11 protein-coding genes are annotated in these 15,219 nt (G+C 42.7%); 3 read left to right on the top strand and 8 right to left on the bottom strand.

The features are described 5' to 3' along the window. Window positions 1–9: 9 nt before the first annotated feature. Both RM556_RS00515 and RM556_RS00510 read right to left on the bottom strand, forming a co-directional pair. Window positions 10–888 (bottom strand): ABC transporter ATP-binding protein, encoded by an 879-nt coding sequence (locus RM556_RS00515; RefSeq protein WP_311360005.1) that lies wholly within the window; start codon window positions 886–888, stop codon window positions 10–12. Between the two features lie 201 nt (window positions 889–1,089). After that, complete coding sequence (locus RM556_RS00510; protein WP_311373594.1) at window positions 1,090–2,676, bottom strand: ABC-F family ATPase; 1,587 nt, start codon at window positions 2,674–2,676, stop codon at window positions 1,090–1,092. A gap of 174 nt (window positions 2,677–2,850) precedes the next feature. Between RM556_RS00510 and RM556_RS00505 the strand changes: the two genes are divergently transcribed. Then, a complete protein-coding gene (locus RM556_RS00505; RefSeq protein ID WP_311360003.1) occupies window positions 2,851–3,345 on the top strand; it encodes a DUF1456 family protein in 495 nt (164 codons plus the stop codon). 16 nt (window positions 3,346–3,361) lie between these two features. Here RM556_RS00505 and RM556_RS00500 read toward each other — a convergent pair whose 3' ends face one another. From RM556_RS00500 to RM556_RS00485, 4 genes are all read right to left on the bottom strand, one after another. Further along, window positions 3,362–4,531, bottom strand: coding sequence for an SMP-30/gluconolactonase/LRE family protein (locus RM556_RS00500; protein ID WP_311373593.1), 1,170 nt, complete (start codon window positions 4,529–4,531; stop codon window positions 3,362–3,364). Further along, complete coding sequence (locus tag RM556_RS00495; RefSeq protein ID WP_311373592.1) at window positions 4,506–7,889, bottom strand: S41 family peptidase; 3,384 nt, start codon at window positions 7,887–7,889, stop codon at window positions 4,506–4,508. The genes RM556_RS00500 and RM556_RS00495 overlap by 26 nt, the downstream gene beginning before the upstream one ends. A 127-nt stretch (window positions 7,890–8,016) precedes the next feature. Then, window positions 8,017–10,023 carry an EAL domain-containing protein gene (locus RM556_RS00490; protein ID WP_311373591.1) on the bottom strand — a complete coding sequence of 669 codons (2,007 nt, stop codon included), beginning with the start codon at window positions 10,021–10,023 and terminating at the stop codon, window positions 8,017–8,019. A 115-nt stretch (window positions 10,024–10,138) separates the two neighbouring features. Continuing rightward, a complete protein-coding gene (locus RM556_RS00485; protein ID WP_311373590.1) occupies window positions 10,139–11,395 on the bottom strand; it encodes a multifunctional CCA addition/repair protein in 1,257 nt (418 codons plus the stop codon). 298 nt (window positions 11,396–11,693) lie between these two features. Here RM556_RS00485 and RM556_RS00480 point away from each other — a divergent pair, with 298 nt between their 5' ends. Together RM556_RS00480 and RM556_RS00475 are read left to right on the top strand one after the other, a co-directional pair. Continuing rightward, a complete protein-coding gene (locus tag RM556_RS00480) occupies window positions 11,694–12,155 on the top strand; it encodes a hypothetical protein (protein WP_311373589.1) in 462 nt (153 codons plus the stop codon). Between the two features lie 36 nt (window positions 12,156–12,191). Continuing rightward, window positions 12,192–13,874, top strand: a complete 1,683-nt coding sequence (locus tag RM556_RS00475; RefSeq protein WP_311373588.1) for a dipeptidyl-peptidase 3 family protein — start codon at window positions 12,192–12,194, stop codon at window positions 13,872–13,874. A gap of 116 nt (window positions 13,875–13,990) precedes the next feature. Here the strand turns inward: RM556_RS00475 and RM556_RS00470 are convergent, their stop codons facing one another. Together RM556_RS00470 and RM556_RS00465 are read right to left on the bottom strand one after the other, a co-directional pair. Then, a complete protein-coding gene (locus RM556_RS00470; RefSeq protein WP_311373587.1) occupies window positions 13,991–14,866 on the bottom strand; it encodes a LysR family transcriptional regulator in 876 nt (291 codons plus the stop codon). Between the two features lie 115 nt (window positions 14,867–14,981). Further along, window positions 14,982–15,182 (bottom strand): hypothetical protein, encoded by a 201-nt coding sequence (locus RM556_RS00465; protein ID WP_311373586.1) that lies wholly within the window; start codon window positions 15,180–15,182, stop codon window positions 14,982–14,984. Window positions 15,183–15,219 lie beyond the last annotated feature (37 nt).

Genomic DNA, 15,219 nt, shown 5'->3' with positions numbered 1-15,219 from the left:
ATTACTCTCCTAAGCAGCAGTATTGCGCTGTTTATGCAAAGTTGAAAAGTAAACATCTTCTAAATTAGTCGGAGCGAGTTCAAAGCCTTCTGGCGCGCTGTCAGCCATAACATGCACCACGGTTCGCCCAGCAAACAAACGTTTTGAGATAAGTGCCATATTTGCTTCAATTTCTTTTGCTTCTTCCATCGAAACGGTTTTACGCCATATTTTGTCGGCGAGATTGTTAGTCACTTCGATCGGATTTCCTTGCAACAGAATTTCGCCGGCTCCTAGAACCGCCATGTCTGCACAAAGCTCAGATACGTCGTCAACGATATGGGTAGAGAGAATAATGACTTTGTCTTCCCCTAAAGTAACAAGCAAATTGTGGAAGCGATTTCGTTCTTCGGGATCAAGGCCTGCTGTGGGTTCATCTACAATCAAAAGGTCAGGATCACCTAATAATGCTTGAGCGATACCAAATCGTTGGCGCATACCGCCAGAAAATCCGCTGACAGCATTTTTACGATGCTGGTATAAATTAACATGGGCAAGTAAGCCATTCACAGCTTCAACTCGGTCAGCTTTATTTGAAATTCCTTTCAGAATGGCTAAATGATCTAATAGGTCATAAGCACTCACACGAGGGTACACGCCAAAGTCTTGTGGAAGATATCCTAAACGTCTGCGCAGTTCGTTGGGCTGCGAGAGCACGTCTATGCCATCGAAAGTAATGGTGCCCGCATCAGCCTGCTGCAAAGTTGCAATAGTACGCATTAAAGAAGATTTTCCAGCGCCGTTAGGACCTAATAAGCCGAACAGTCCCTTCGGGATAGTCAGATTAACGTTATTCAGTGCTTTTACACCATTGTCGTAGGTTTTTGTGATCCCTGAGATACTTAGCATAACACCCTCTTTTTTATTATTTTATGCGCTAGACGTCTTTGTCTGCTGTTTTTCTTTTGCGTCTACCCTAACAGTGACAACAATGAATATGAATATTTTTTGCACAAAGTGTGCGCTTTATTCGTTTCTAAATGTTACAAAAAAGGCGAGGTATTTGCGCACCTCGCCTTGATAATAAATCTACTCTATTTTCATAGCAAACTAGCGTTTCCCAGAAACATACTCGTCGTAAGTCCCTTGGAAATAATGCAGTTTTTGGTCTCGTATTTCGATAATACTTGTTGCCAAGCTGGAAACAAACTCACGGTCATGGCTCACAAATATCAGGGTACCATCAAAATTTTTCAATGCTTTGTTTAAAGCCTCTATCGCTTCCATGTCCATGTGGTTAGTTGGTTCATCCATTACCAAAACATTGATATCTTGCATCATCAATTTACCAAACATTAGACGGTTCTTCTCACCACCTGAGCACACTTTAACTTTTTTGTTCACATCATCAGCAGTGAACAGCAAACGGCCCAGTATCGCTCTAACTGCAAGGTCGTCATGCTTTGGTGTACGCCACTGTGACAACCAGTCGAATAGATTCAAATCACAATCAAAGTCTTTAGTGCTATCCTGTGGGCAGTAACCAATACTGGCATTCTCCGACCATTTCACTACACCACCATTGGCTTTTAGTTCATCCACTAAGCAACGAATGAAAGTGGTTTTTCCAGCGCCGTTTTCACCGATAACCGCTAATTTCGAACCTGCTTCTAATAAAATCTCATCACCTTTGAAAAGAGTGTCACCATCGAAACCATGGGTCAAACCAGAGAGCTCCAATGCTAAACGATGCAACTTCTTATGTTGCTGATAGGTGATGTAAGGCGATTGGCGACTTGAAGCCACAACTTCTGTTAATTCAATTTTTTCTAATTTCCGCGCCCGAGAGGTCGCTTGCTTCGCTTTTGATGCGTTTGCTGAAAAGCGTGCAACAAAGCTTTGTAACTCTTCGATTTCCGCTGACTTCTTTGCGTTTTCTGTGTGGATTTGTTCTTGCGCTAACGAAGCGGCTGCCATATAGGCTTCGTAATTACCTGGATAAATACGCAACTCGCCATAATCAATGTCTGCCATATGCGTACACACTGAGTTTAAAAAGTGACGATCGTGAGAAATGATGACCATAGTGCATTTTCGTTGATTCAGAACATCTTCCAACCACTTAATCGTGAAAATATCCAAGTTGTTGGTCGGTTCATCAAGCAACAAAATATCTGGATCCGCAAACAAAGATTGTACGATCAAAATACGTAATTTAAGACCTGGCGCCACTTCAGACATCAAACCAAAGTGATATTCTTCGCCAATACCTGCTTCAACAAGAAGTTCAATAGCCCTTGTTTCCGCAGTGTAGCCATCCATCTCGGCAAACTCTGACTCTAAGTCAGCCACTTTCATACCGTCTTCTTCAGACATTTCTGGTAATGAATAAATGCGGTCGCGTTCTTGTTTCACTTCCCACAAGTGCACGTCACCCATGATAACAGCATCGATAACAGAAAAGTTTTCAAATGCGAATTGGTCCTGGTTCAGGGTACCAATTTTCTCGCCAGGTGATACCGAGATATTACCGCCAGTTGGTTGCAACTCACCACTCATTATTTTCATGAAAGTTGATTTACCGCATCCATTCGCACCTATCAGTCCATAGCGATTGCCGTTGCCGAATTTGGCAGAAATGTTTTCAAACAATGGCTTAGCGCCAAACTGCATGGTAATGTTTGCTGTTGTTATCAAGGGAGTATCCGAATTTAAAAAAGTGGGTGTAAAAATATCCATAGAGTTGCGATGGATGAAACGCGCGCACTATACACGAAAACCCCTCTAGGTTAAACCACGAAGCACGACAAAACTATAATCTCGTTAAACGATCCGCTATACTCGCGGTTTTCTATTTCACGTAAGTTACCTATGATCCACAATGATATTCTCAGACGTCTACGCTTCGCACTAAAAGTGAATGATGGTGCAGCAATCGATATTTTTAAATTAGCGGGCTATGAGATGGAGCAAGATTACTTGCAGTGCATCATGAAACGGGAAGAGGAAGAAGGATTTATTCGTTGTCGCGATAAAATACTTTCTTTGTTTTTAGATGGCTTAATTATTAAGCGCCGAGGAAAACAAGAAGGTGTCGAACCCAAAGTGTTAAAGGGCGAAGAACGCATTAACAACAACGAAATACTGCGCAAAATTAAAATCGCTATGACCTACCGTGATGATGACATGATTGAAATACTAAAGTATGCAAACTTTCGCGTCAGCAAAGGCGAGTTATCTGCCTTGTTTCGCAAACCCGATCATCGAAGCTACAAAGCCTGCGGTGATCAACTCCTACGAAATTTCTTGCAGGGCATGGTCAAAAAATACCGTCCGGAAACCAAGCACGCGTCGAAAAACCCTTAGTATCCGCTGAGAAAAACTATTGCGGTGCAGGAATGACCGCAATCGAGTCGTTTTCTAGTGAGCCAAGGAACAAAAACCCTTGGTACTCGACAACAGACGTTATTGCCTGATATCCCTTATCAGACTGCATATTATGCACCAGCTGTCCCTGCTCATTAAACGCAGCAACAAAGCCATATGACGAACTAGCTTGCAAGAGCGATTTGGGCAAACCGCCTATTATTCTTCGTAACAATGGGTACTGTGCGAGTGCTTCAACCTTCGGGTCACGCAGCGCTATAAGCGGTAACCAAAACAAGCCATTGTTTGCAGAAATATTGTCGGGCATCGCCGGTAAGTTTTGAATAAATAACTCTGAGTCTCCGGCTTTTTCGCCCTTTAACCACAATCGATGAACTCGTGAACGACCCGTTTCGTTGATCAAGACAAAGCTATTGTCTTCGCTCATTGCTACCCCATTAGCAAAGAATAGACCATCGATATGGACCTGAGTTAACTTACTTTTAGGGTCGTAACTCAGCAGTCGCCCAGTGGAACTAGCTTCGATAAAGTCATACATAAAGCCATGATAATCAAAGCGTGTAGAAGCATCACTAAACCAAATAACGCCATCATTCCCGATAGCAAGATGGTCAACAAATTTTAGCGCTTTACCATTTACTTCATCTACGAGTACCGTCACTTTGCCCTGCTGATCAATGGATAAAACACCCCGTTCCGCGTCGGCAACTATCAGGTTGTTTTGTATATCCAGTTTCAAGCCCAAGGGGCGACCACCTGTATTGGCGAACTCCATGACGTCAAGGCGAGTAACATTATCTTTATCGAACGAATCAATTATCGGGGCAACGAGCGTTTTGATAATTCGACCGTCTGCATACGCAGTGAACAAATAACCATCATCACTAATCACAATGTCTTCTGGCCCAAGACCAACGCCCTGTAGAAACTCTTTTTGTCTGTGCTTTATCGTGCTTGAGTTCGGCGAATGAGAATACAAATGATCATTAGGATAGAAATCCTCAATCAAACCGGAGTTACTTGAGGGTATCCATGCCACAGGCCTGACAGGCGATATCAGCCATAAAGCGATGAGGAGCAGAAACAGACAGAGAAGTGCAATAATGACACTTCTCTTTAGCCATTTGACTAGCACGCGACTATTCGATGTCGTCTGCAGTTTCATTAACTGGTGGTAAGGACTTTGCTTCTATTGGCATCACAGGCTGTTCAGCAATTTTACTTTTTAAATAAGCAATTGCCGCAGCCAACTGTGCATCCTCGCCATTGAACGTTGCATGGGGCAAGTTGTTCACCTCAATATCAGGTGATATACCTCGCCCTTCTGTAATCCAACGTCCGTCCATTGAATAGACTGGAAACTCAGCTGCTCGGGCTATTCCGCCATCAACGACATTATTACCGCCGCTTAACCAAACACCGGCACCTGCAGTTTGTTTACCGATCACAGTGCCTAAGTCGAGTGCTTTGATACCTGCGGTGAAGGTTTCACCATCAGAGTAAGTAAACTCGTCAGCAAGGACGACTAGGTGTCCTCTAAATGCTTGCTGCATATTCGTAGAACGTTCGCCATTTGTATCTTGCCAGAACGACCAGCTTCTTCTTAACAACTTTTCGATAATGATAGAATCAATGTTGCCGCCTCTGTTGCGACGCACGTCTATGATTAAGCCTTGCTTTTGGTATTGAGCGTAGAACTCTTTTGCGAATGAACTTAAATCGCTTCTGGTCATTGAGTAAAGATGTAAGTAACCAATGTCGTTTTCCGCTTCTGTTACTTTCTGCGCGTTTGAGAATACCCAGTTTCGATAGCGATAGCGTGATTCAGACCGACTCGCATCTGGTTTTACGATTGTATTAAGCAGCTCTCCATCACGCTCTAGGGTTAATAAGACCTGTTTATTCGCTTGATGTGTTAAGGCAACAACTAACTCTGCTATGTTATTGACAGGTCGATTATTGACTTCTTTAATGACATCACCCACTCGAGCGTCTACACCGGGACGACTCAATGGCGCAGCATCACCCGGGAGTTCAGGATCATGTTGATACAGGTGACTAATCACTACACCTGCTGCAGTATCTTCATAGGCGGCTCCTAATACCGAGGCATTGGGTACTTCATCGTTATCATTAAAATCACCGCCCCTCACTTGAGAATGAAGCGCGTTAAGCTCTCCCATCATCTGCTTGAATATATCGTTCAATTCGCGACGATCGCTTAGTCTCGCCAATAAAGGTTCGTATTTCTGCTTTGTAGCAAGCCAATCTATCCCTCGCATATTTGCATCGAATAAAGAATCTCTATGCATCAACCACGCATCTTTAAACATCTGTCTCCATTCATCCTGCGGAGAAATTTTTAACTTCCAAGAAGAAGTTTGGACTCGGTTATCACTAGGGTTGTTCGGGAAAGACGAATTCGCAGGCACAATATACATGTTCGTCGACGCTCCTCGTCCCTTCACTATCAACATAGACTGCCCATCAGCGGACAAAGCATACGAACGAACTGAAGACGTGAATGTTCTTGGCCTAGCATCAAATTCAAGACTCAAGGATTTTAAACTCTGACGGGCGCCAGGTTCGCTTATCTCGTCAATCACATACAAGTGACGACTATTAACAGACAATTGACTAAAGTTGCCGGCACTGACGGGTACTTTCCATAGACGACCGGCTAAACCAGTCCAATCGATTTGTAAGCCAGACTCATCAGTTTCAGCTTCATTAGTTTCAGTACCAGCACTTTCGGTGTCTTTGTCTTCTGCTGCACTGTCATCTGACTCGCCAAAGAGCTCTTCGGTTGGCTCCGCGAAAGGAAATACCGCTTTCTCATTTAGCGCGATGGCGTAAATTTCGCCGCGTCGATCAAAACCTGGCCCCATGTTTCTATCACCCCATGGGCCGCTTGGGTCAGCATTAAAGTTGCGATCCGAGATAAAATATAACCAATCTCCTTTCGCACCGAATGCCGGACTATATGACTCATATTTCGTCGATGTGAGCCTTTCGGTTCTTGCTTCAGCGAGTGAGTGTAAGAAAATACTGGATCTTTCTGTGCCTGACTCTTGATAAGCGGCAACAAAATGCTGACTGTCTCTCGACCAATTGAAATCATTGATACCAGAAGCTAGATTGGATAAAACCACTTTATTGCTACCATCACTTAAATCAAGCAGATATAGCAGACCTCTCTTGGTGTCATGGGCGATTTTTGTGCCGTCGGGCGACAACCACATATTGCGGCGTCCTACTTTAGCATCGTCAGTTAATTGCTTTGCCGGCGTTTTGCCGTCGACCGAAAACGCCCAGATTTCATTCTGGCCGCTAGTATCATTAAACGCGTATACGGTTTTACCATCTTTGCTCAAGATTGCGTCGCGGCTACGTGAGCTTGGGTCTGTATTAAGCTCAATTAAGCGAGATACATTGGTTGTTGCAACTGCAATGCGACCTCTAGCTGTTATGGCGACCTTGTCTTTTTTGGGCGCTAGCGTCACGCTATTCAGATTTTCCAAAGGGCGTTCTAGCCATTTATCGCGTAAATTTGGAAAGTCAGATGTTAGCTGGATATTGAGTTTTTCACTACTGTTATTAAGCAAGTCTAGTACTAAAATATCGGCACCCAATTGATAGGCAATCCTACCTTGATGCATGTCTGCCTGTCGTACTCCCCAATCTGTATATCGCGTCACTTGTTCTAGGTTTGTGCCGTCTAATTGCATACGCCAAATATTGTCTATCCCACTGGCATTACTGACGAAATAAAGGTGTTCTTTAAATAACATCGGGTTTCTTACCGACCCACTATGCTCTTCAGTTAACTTTACGGCTTCTTTGTTTTCACCCAAGGCAAAACGCCAAAGCTCACCGCGCGCTCCACCTTTGTATTGGTTGGCATTGTCACCAGAAGACTGCAGACCATGCTGAACAAAATACACGTAGCTACCGTCTGCATCGATGACACCTTCGATTGCATCAGCGACCGGAATGGTCGATTGCTTCAAAGTGGAAGGGTCAACGGTTTTTAAAACCCAACTATTCGCGGGCCCCATCACTGTGCTAGAAGTGCTATACAAGACCTTACCTTCACTCGTCCAGCCCTGTACATAAGCCCGTGTACTTTCAAAGGTAATGCGTTTTGCTTGACCGCCGGATATACCGATAATGTAGACTTCAGTTGCACCATCGTAATTGGCAGAGAACGCTATACTTTTACCATCTGGTGAAACATGCGGAAAGCGCTCCTCCGCTGAATGTGTCGTTATTCTTAATGCCGTATTTTGACCTGCAAATGCCCCTGCAGACAGACGCCATAAATCGCCCTCTGCGGCAAAGACCATGCTTGTTGATGTTCCTGACTGCCCTTCACCTACATGTATGCTTGGCGCCTGAAAGTAACCCAGTTGTTGATACGATGTTGCGTTATTCTGCGCTGCATTTGCGCTAAGACTAAGAGCCACAGCACAGCATGTAAATAGAAAGGAATGCAGTGTTTTAAGCTTGTGATTTAGGAACATAGACTTCTCTGTGTTAATGAGCGCCAAAGTGCTCAGACTTCGGGCTGCTAGTGTTTATTTATTATTCTAGTTTGATAAGGATAAAGATCTTTGTAGTTAAGATCCAATCCAATATTCGAAGCCCAGTTTATAAAGGATCATTCAGCTTGCCTTGCTTAAAATCTTCATACCACTGCGATAGTTCATCAATAGTCATAGGGTAGCTAAAATAATAGCCTTGAGAGCAGTTTACACCGATATCAGATAATTCATCTGCTTGCTCTTTTGTTTCAACACCTTCTGCAACCACTGAATATCCAAGCTGCTTTGCCATGTACTGAGTCGCCTGAATAATCGCTTGTCCTCCCTCATCCATGGACGCGATAAAAGAACGATCGATTTTAACGATATCTGCGGACATTTTTTGCAGCTGGGATAGAGAGGAAAACCCAGTACCGAAATCATCCACTGACACCTTGATACCTAAACTTTGTAACTCAGCAATTCTAGCAAACATTATGTCCGCATTGTTCGCAAAAACCGATTCCGTTATCTCCAAGTGCAAGCTAGTTGCCGGGAAGCCAGAATTAACTAAAGCTGCTTTAACAATATCAACAAAGTCATTGCGTAATAATTGTGGCACCGATACATTCACGGAAATATCAACTTTATCGTCAAAAATCCAATTACTAGACTCAACACAGGCTTTCATTAACACCCATTCACCAATTTCGTGAATAAAGCCATACTGCTCTGCAATTGGGATAAATTCTTGGGGAGGGATTAAAACGCCATCGAGCTCCCAACGAATCAGCACTTCACAAAATGATACTTCGTTGGTTTGATTATCAATGACTGGCTGATACACAAGATGAAATTCATGATTTTGTAATGCTAGCGCCAAACCTTCTTTCAGTTCCTGTTCGCGCAACTGGGATTTTCGCATGTTTGCAGAGAACACACAGACATCTGACTTAGCCTTCTCTTTTTGCACATACATAGCGGTATCAGCAAGTGAAATGAGTTCAGATTCTTCGTTACCATGTTCTGGGTACATTGCCACGCCAATCGTCGCACCAACGGTTAGTTTGCTTAAATCAACTTGAATACGCTGTGACAAAGACTTAATAAGGTCTCGGCCAAAATCAATAGCATCGTCACTATCTACATCTTCGATAACGATAATAAACTCGTCTCCACCCCAGCGACAGATATACTCTGGACCTGTTGAAAATAGGGTGAGTCGTTGAGCAATTGCGACTAATACCCTATCGCCTACGCCATGTCCCTGGGTATCGTTAATGGCTTTAAAGCCATCGAGATCGATAAACAGTAATGCAAATGGACGTCCTTGCGCTTCACAATTTACAAGAATTTTCGAAAGACTGGTAGAAAACGCATTGCGGTTAAATAAGCCAGTTAGTGGGTCTATATTTGATAGTTCATAAATCTCTCTTGTTCTGTCTTGCACCTTACTTTCAAGTGCTGAATTTGCTTCAGAGATCTCTTTATTTTTCTCTTCCATTGAATCAACCAAATCAGCATTTCGGTTCTTCAACATTATGGCATTGCGGGTAAATTGCGCTGCTCTAATACTAGCAAGTACGAGCACGACAGCGAAAAACAAGCCCAAGACACCAAGAATATTCTGGTTTTTATCGTTACTTAACACCATCATAAAAGAAAGCGGCGCCGTCATCAGAAGTGAATAGATAACTGACAATTTCAGGTTGCCTGACAGTACTGTTGCTCCACCACCAGCGAGAGATGATAAGATGATGATGAGTGTTGATAGCTCAAGCCAATCAGCCGACTGAATAAGCGTTAATGCATAGGTCATCCACATAATCGATGTAATAAGGACGGAGATAACAAATCGCTTCTGTGGACCCGAAGGCTTATAGTCGGTATATCGAAGCTTTCTATGCCAGTAAAAGGTATCGATTAAGCGGAAAGACATGAGGCAAAAGAATAACGCACCCCAAATGTATTTGAATTCTTGCAAGCCTGAATCGGGAAAACCGAATATCAACGCTAACGCGCAAGCGATAGTAACTAACAAGCCCCCCACACTATCTGCGTATAAGGCAGACACAGAGTCTCGCTCGATAATTCTTTTCTGACGAAGTTCTGATGGTTTAATAGCTGCGCTCACTTTTCAAAGGCATGAAACCCGCTCGATTCAAGTAAATAGAAACATTAGACGCTTGATTGTAATCTATATTTTCTTTAAACAAGTCGTTAAGGGCAGCGTTTTAGGTATACGAACGCTAAGCTAAGTATGTATTCCGGAGGCAATCTATCTGGGCAGTTCGTAGGTATTCACCTAGCTCGACACCCGTTTTTCCAAGTGATATTGCCTCTTTTATTATTTGTTTATTGTCCATTGCTTGCAGTGCAGCTAAATAACCAAGTGCTAACTGCGCTTGTGGATAAGGCCTATTGACCAGAGTGGGTCCTCTACCCTGACTATCACAGATGCAGGCATTAACAAATTGAAGAAAACGTTCAGGTTGTTTCAGTGCATTCATTTTTTCGACCATAAATCGGTGTATCGTCGCAGGTTTTAACTCTCTGATTTTATGGCACTTAGTATGATTCTCAGACATCAACGTACCTATCGCCTTAAGCTTATTTGGCACGCGTAAACGTTCACAAAAAGCGTCAATGACCGACATCCCCAAGGCTTCATGTCCATGCAAGTTTCCTTGTTGCTCATAAGCAATAGGCTTACCAAAATCATGCGTTAATGCAGCAAATCGGGTCATTAAATCAAACTTCAGGTCGGCTGCGCGTTGCACCACCAACATTGTGTGAATAAAAACGTCGCCCTCTGGGTGATGTTGCTTTGGTTGCGGCACACTTTGCATCGCTTGTAATTCAGGAAATAAATCAAAATCAATCAAGGTTTTAAAGAACAAACTAGGATGTGGCTCCATTAACGCCTTTTCCATTTCCTTCCACACTCGTTCCGCAACAAGATGTTGTAACTCACCAGCTCGATGCATGCTTTTCATCAAGTCGACTGTACTGGGGTGTATTGTCCACTCTGGTCCAAAGCGAGCTAAAAATCTAGCGACCCGAAGCACTCTGACGGGATCTTCAGCAAAGGCGTCAGTAGTATGACGTAGTATTTTCTGTTTCAGGTCTTGTTGACCATTATAGGGATCAATCAATTGACCTGAACTGTCCATTGCGATGGAATTAATAGTTAAATCTCTGCGCGCTAAATCTTGCTCTAAGGTAACGCTGGTATCTGCTTCGGTCACAAAGCCAGCGTAACCGACACCGACTTTTCGCTCCGTTCTTGCCAAGGCATATTCTTCTTTCGTCTTTGGGTGTAGAAATACTGGAAAATCAGCACCAACGGGGAGATAACCGAGGGCTAGCATGTTTTCAACGGTCTCCCCCACAACGACATAATCGTTGTCTGTACTGTCAATGCAAAGGAGTTTGTCACGCACAGCACCACCTACAAGATAGACTTGCGATAAATCTTTGGCTTGCGTAAATACTTCCTTCGACATTAAACCTTACCTCGTTTAGATAGAATGGCTATTATCGCAATATTCACGCGAAGAGCCAGTGAATTTATTTTGATTTTAGTCATGCTATATTTTCAAAAAAAGTGTTAGCCTTAGGCCGTATAATTTTAATTACCTACACTGATTTGCTATGAATAACAGCGCTCCAGCTCATACACAAATAATAAATCTGCCCTTTATTAAGGCAAAACAATTTAACTGGAAGGTCCTTCTTTTTATAATTGTCAGCCTGTTTTTTCACCAAGTCGCTTACAGTCAAAACACGCACGAACGAGTTCAAATGAGTGAAGATGAATTCGCACTGATTCAAGAAGATAGCAATATTATGGTGAATGCTATGTTCGAAGGTAACGCCGATACTTTCATTCAAAAAACCCACCCTGCTCTCTTTCCTTATTTGGGCGGCAAAGAGAACTTTACGACCTTTCTTGACGCTGCACTGACAGAAATCAGACAAATGGATCTAAAGCTTATTAAGTCGGAACTGTTAAGTCCTAAACCATACTATACAGTAGGTAAAGATTTGTTAGCTATTATTCCAAGAATACAGATCATGCAAATTCAAGAGCAAAAAATAAAAAGCGTTGGTTTTTTAATCGCGGTGAAAGATCAACATAATCAGTTTACCTACCTCGATGGTTCTGGCTTGAAGAATGACCCAAAGGTACTTTGGGAAATGTTTCCGGATCTACCCCAAAATATAACACTCCCAGCCAATACCACTGAAATGATTAACGAATAAAGACACATTACATTCCAAAAAGATAAAGGACGTACAATGAAAACAATAAAAACTATCGCCTTGAGCGCCATTGCCGTGCTGGTCATTTCTGCATGCAGCGACTCTACCAGCCCCACGACAGCGTTGGAGACACCAACGCCAACAAAAGAATCTAGCAATCATCATTTACTCGTTGACCAGTCGCGGTTGGATATCTATTTCCCCGTAGAATTAAGTGCTGATCTTTCCACTTATTCACCTCAGCAAAAAGAAATGTTGAGCTTGCTGATTGATGCATCAAAAATTATGGATGACCTGTTTTGGAAACAAGCATATGGACAAGACAAAAGTGATTTTTTAGCCACTATTAAGGATGCAAAAGTTCAGACTTTCGCTGATATTAATTACGGTCCATGGGACCGTTTGAATGGTGACAAGCCTTTTTTATCCGGTGTTAAAGAAAAGACACTGGGTGCTCAATTTTATCCCGCTGACATGAGCAAGGATGAATTTGAAGCCGCAAGCTTCAGTGACAAAGACGGCCTATATTCGATAGTCAGCCGTGATGAAAATGGTAAGCTAATTGCCACACCTTATTCTGAAGTCTACGCTGAAGAACTGAGTGAAGCGGCAGATCTTTTGCTTCAGGCGGCTGAGCTTGCTGAAAATAAAGAATTTGCTAACTATTTAAAAATGCGGGCTGCCGCTTTTACCAGTGACCAATACCAAGCATCTGATTTCGCATGGATGGATATGAAAACGAACCCAATCGACGTTGTTATTGGTCCTATCGAAGTGTATGAAGACCAACTTTTTGGTTATCGTGCTGCTTTTGAATCTTACGTGTTACTAAAAGATTTATCTTGGAGTGAAAAACTCGCCAAATATGCTGCCTATTTGCCAGAACTTCAGAAAGGCTTGCCGGTAGATGCAATATACAAAGCGCAAATGCCAGGTACCGATGCAGACTTAAATGCCTACGACGTTATTTATTACGCGGGGCATTCTAATGCAGGTAGTAAAACTATCGCAATTAACTTACCCAATGATGAAGAGGTTCAACTTCAAAAAGGTACTCGCCGGCTTCAGCTTAAAAACGCGATGCGTGCCAAATTCGACCATATTATGCTTCCCATTGCAGAAGAGCTGATTGTACCTGAGCAACGTAAACACATTACCTTTGATGCTTTCTTTGGGAATACTATGTTTCATGAGGTAGCACATGGTCTAGGGATCAAAAATCTAGTGAATGGCGACGGTACTGTTCGTGCAGCGTTGAAAGAGCATGGCTCGGCGCTTGAAGAAGGCAAAGCAGATATCCTCGGCCTTTATATGGTCCGTCAGTTATTAGAAAAAGGGGTGATAAGCGAAGGGGTTTTGGAAGATTACTATGTCACTTTCATGGCCGGCATTTTTCGCTCCATCCGCTTTGGAGCCTCTAGTGCGCATGGTAAAGCCAACATGGTGCGATTTAACTTCTTCAAACAAGAAGGCGCGTTCAATAGAAACGAAGCTGGACAATACTTAGTTGATATCGAAAAGATGGGCCAAGCTATCGATGCTTTGTCTAATAAAATATTAGTCTTACAAGGCGATGGAGATTACGCTGGCGTAGATAAGTTAGTGAATGAAATGGGCTTAATTAAGCCTGACTTGGCTGCAGATTTACAGAAGTTATCCGATGCCGAAATCCCAGTAGATATTACCTTCAAACAAGGTAAAAAAGTACTGGGTTTGTAATTCACTTTTTATCTACTAAGGCTTTATAAATTGAGAACGGTTCGCTGAAAAGTGAACCGTTTTTTTTCAAACATCGACAAAGCCCCTCCTATTTGCCACCCATATTTCAGGCAGACTCAGTGATATAAGGCTCGTAAAGTGGTTAACACATCGACTACACCAACATGTTTATTGGCTTTCAATTGACAAAAATAGACGGGGACACTTAAATCAGTCACGTTACCAAACTGAGTGACCGAGCATTGATAAAATTTAGCAATTTGCGTAGCAATAAGGGGAGAAAGACTAGGGTTTTTTGGCTTCGGCAAAACGGCCGCTGCAGATTTGCTAAACAAGGTATTCAAAACAAGTTCAATTGCATTGGTTTTAATTTTCGCTTTTTTCATTTCTGGTAGGGTTTTAACAAGCAAGTCTGTTGTGTTTGCTGACCAATCAAGATGAACAAGTTTGGCGCCGATGTCTATATTACTCTGCGCCAACAAGCCAGCTTCTGATTCATAAAGTGCTAAAGAAACGTCTAGTAACGAGTGGCATTCAATGTCATCTGATTTCAGTAATGATGTCGTCAAGCCAAAGTCAATGCTATGTTCATGCAATTGGCGCGTAATGTTTTCAACTGAAGACACTTCATGACGGATTGTCATCGAGGGGAACTGTTGATTGAGATGCTCTAACGCCGTATCAAAAAATAAGGTTTGCGCGTGAGGAGTGCTTGCACAATTAATGTGGATGCACTCTTCTTCTGCTAGCGCTTTACGAGCATCAGCTAACGTAGCAGACATCATTTCAGCGTAAGGGATAAGGCTTTGTCCTGCTTGAGTAATTTGGATGCTATTTCTATTACGAATGAACAATGCTGTATTGAAGTACTCTTCAAGTAGTTTGATACGCGCGCTGACTGCAGACTGAGTCAGGTAAAGGTTTTCAGCGGCACGCCCAAAATGTCTCGTATTGGCAACTTCTAGGAATGTAGTAAGAAAACGAATATCCACAAAAAAACCAGCTATCAAATGATAACTGGTTTATAGCGTAAAACCTTAGGTGTAATCAATCTTTAATCACACATTATTATGATTAATCAGGCGCTTGAACTAGGGCTGATTGGCTCTAATGCTTGTCATTAAACTCCGCCGTAAGATTAGCTCGCTCATCGCTCATGCGTTTACTCTCACGCTTCTTACGCGCGATTTCTGCCTTGCTCTGAGATGCTTTTTGACTCATAGCGTCATGACGATATTTCCCAACTAACCAATCTTGCTGCTCAATGTCGTCTAATTCTTCTTTCTGAAATCTGTAATCTTTGCTCATGTTAATTACCCATCTGTAGGAATTTGCATAATAAAAG

The organism is Alteromonas sp. W364 (assembly GCF_031846205.1).
GTDB lineage: Bacteria > Pseudomonadota > Gammaproteobacteria > Enterobacterales > Alteromonadaceae > Glaciecola > Glaciecola blandensis.
The sequence above is the reverse complement of the archived record's forward strand: the minus strand, read 5'-3'. Positions and strand labels throughout refer to the sequence as shown.

Bases quoted from the DNA above. Each gene is read 5' to 3' on its own strand.
- RM556_RS00480 (WP_311373589.1), top strand. From the start codon at position 11,694: ATGAGTGAAGATGAATTCGCACTGATTCAAGAAGATAGCAATATTATG.
- RM556_RS00495 (WP_311373592.1), bottom strand. From the start codon at position 7,889: ATGTTCCTAAATCACAAGCTTAAAACACTGCATTCCTTTCTATTTACA.
- RM556_RS00475 (WP_311373588.1), top strand. From the start codon at position 12,192: ATGAAAACAATAAAAACTATCGCCTTGAGCGCCATTGCCGTGCTGGTC.
- RM556_RS00505 (WP_311360003.1), top strand. From the start codon at position 2,851: ATGATCCACAATGATATTCTCAGACGTCTACGCTTCGCACTAAAAGTG.
- RM556_RS00465 (WP_311373586.1), bottom strand. From the start codon at position 15,182: ATGAGCAAAGATTACAGATTTCAGAAAGAAGAATTAGACGACATTGAG.
- RM556_RS00515 (WP_311360005.1), bottom strand. From the start codon at position 888: ATGCTAAGTATCTCAGGGATCACAAAAACCTACGACAATGGTGTAAAA.
- RM556_RS00485 (WP_311373590.1), bottom strand. From the start codon at position 11,395: ATGTCGAAGGAAGTATTTACGCAAGCCAAAGATTTATCGCAAGTCTAT.
- RM556_RS00500 (WP_311373593.1), bottom strand. From the start codon at position 4,531: ATGAAACTGCAGACGACATCGAATAGTCGCGTGCTAGTCAAATGGCTA.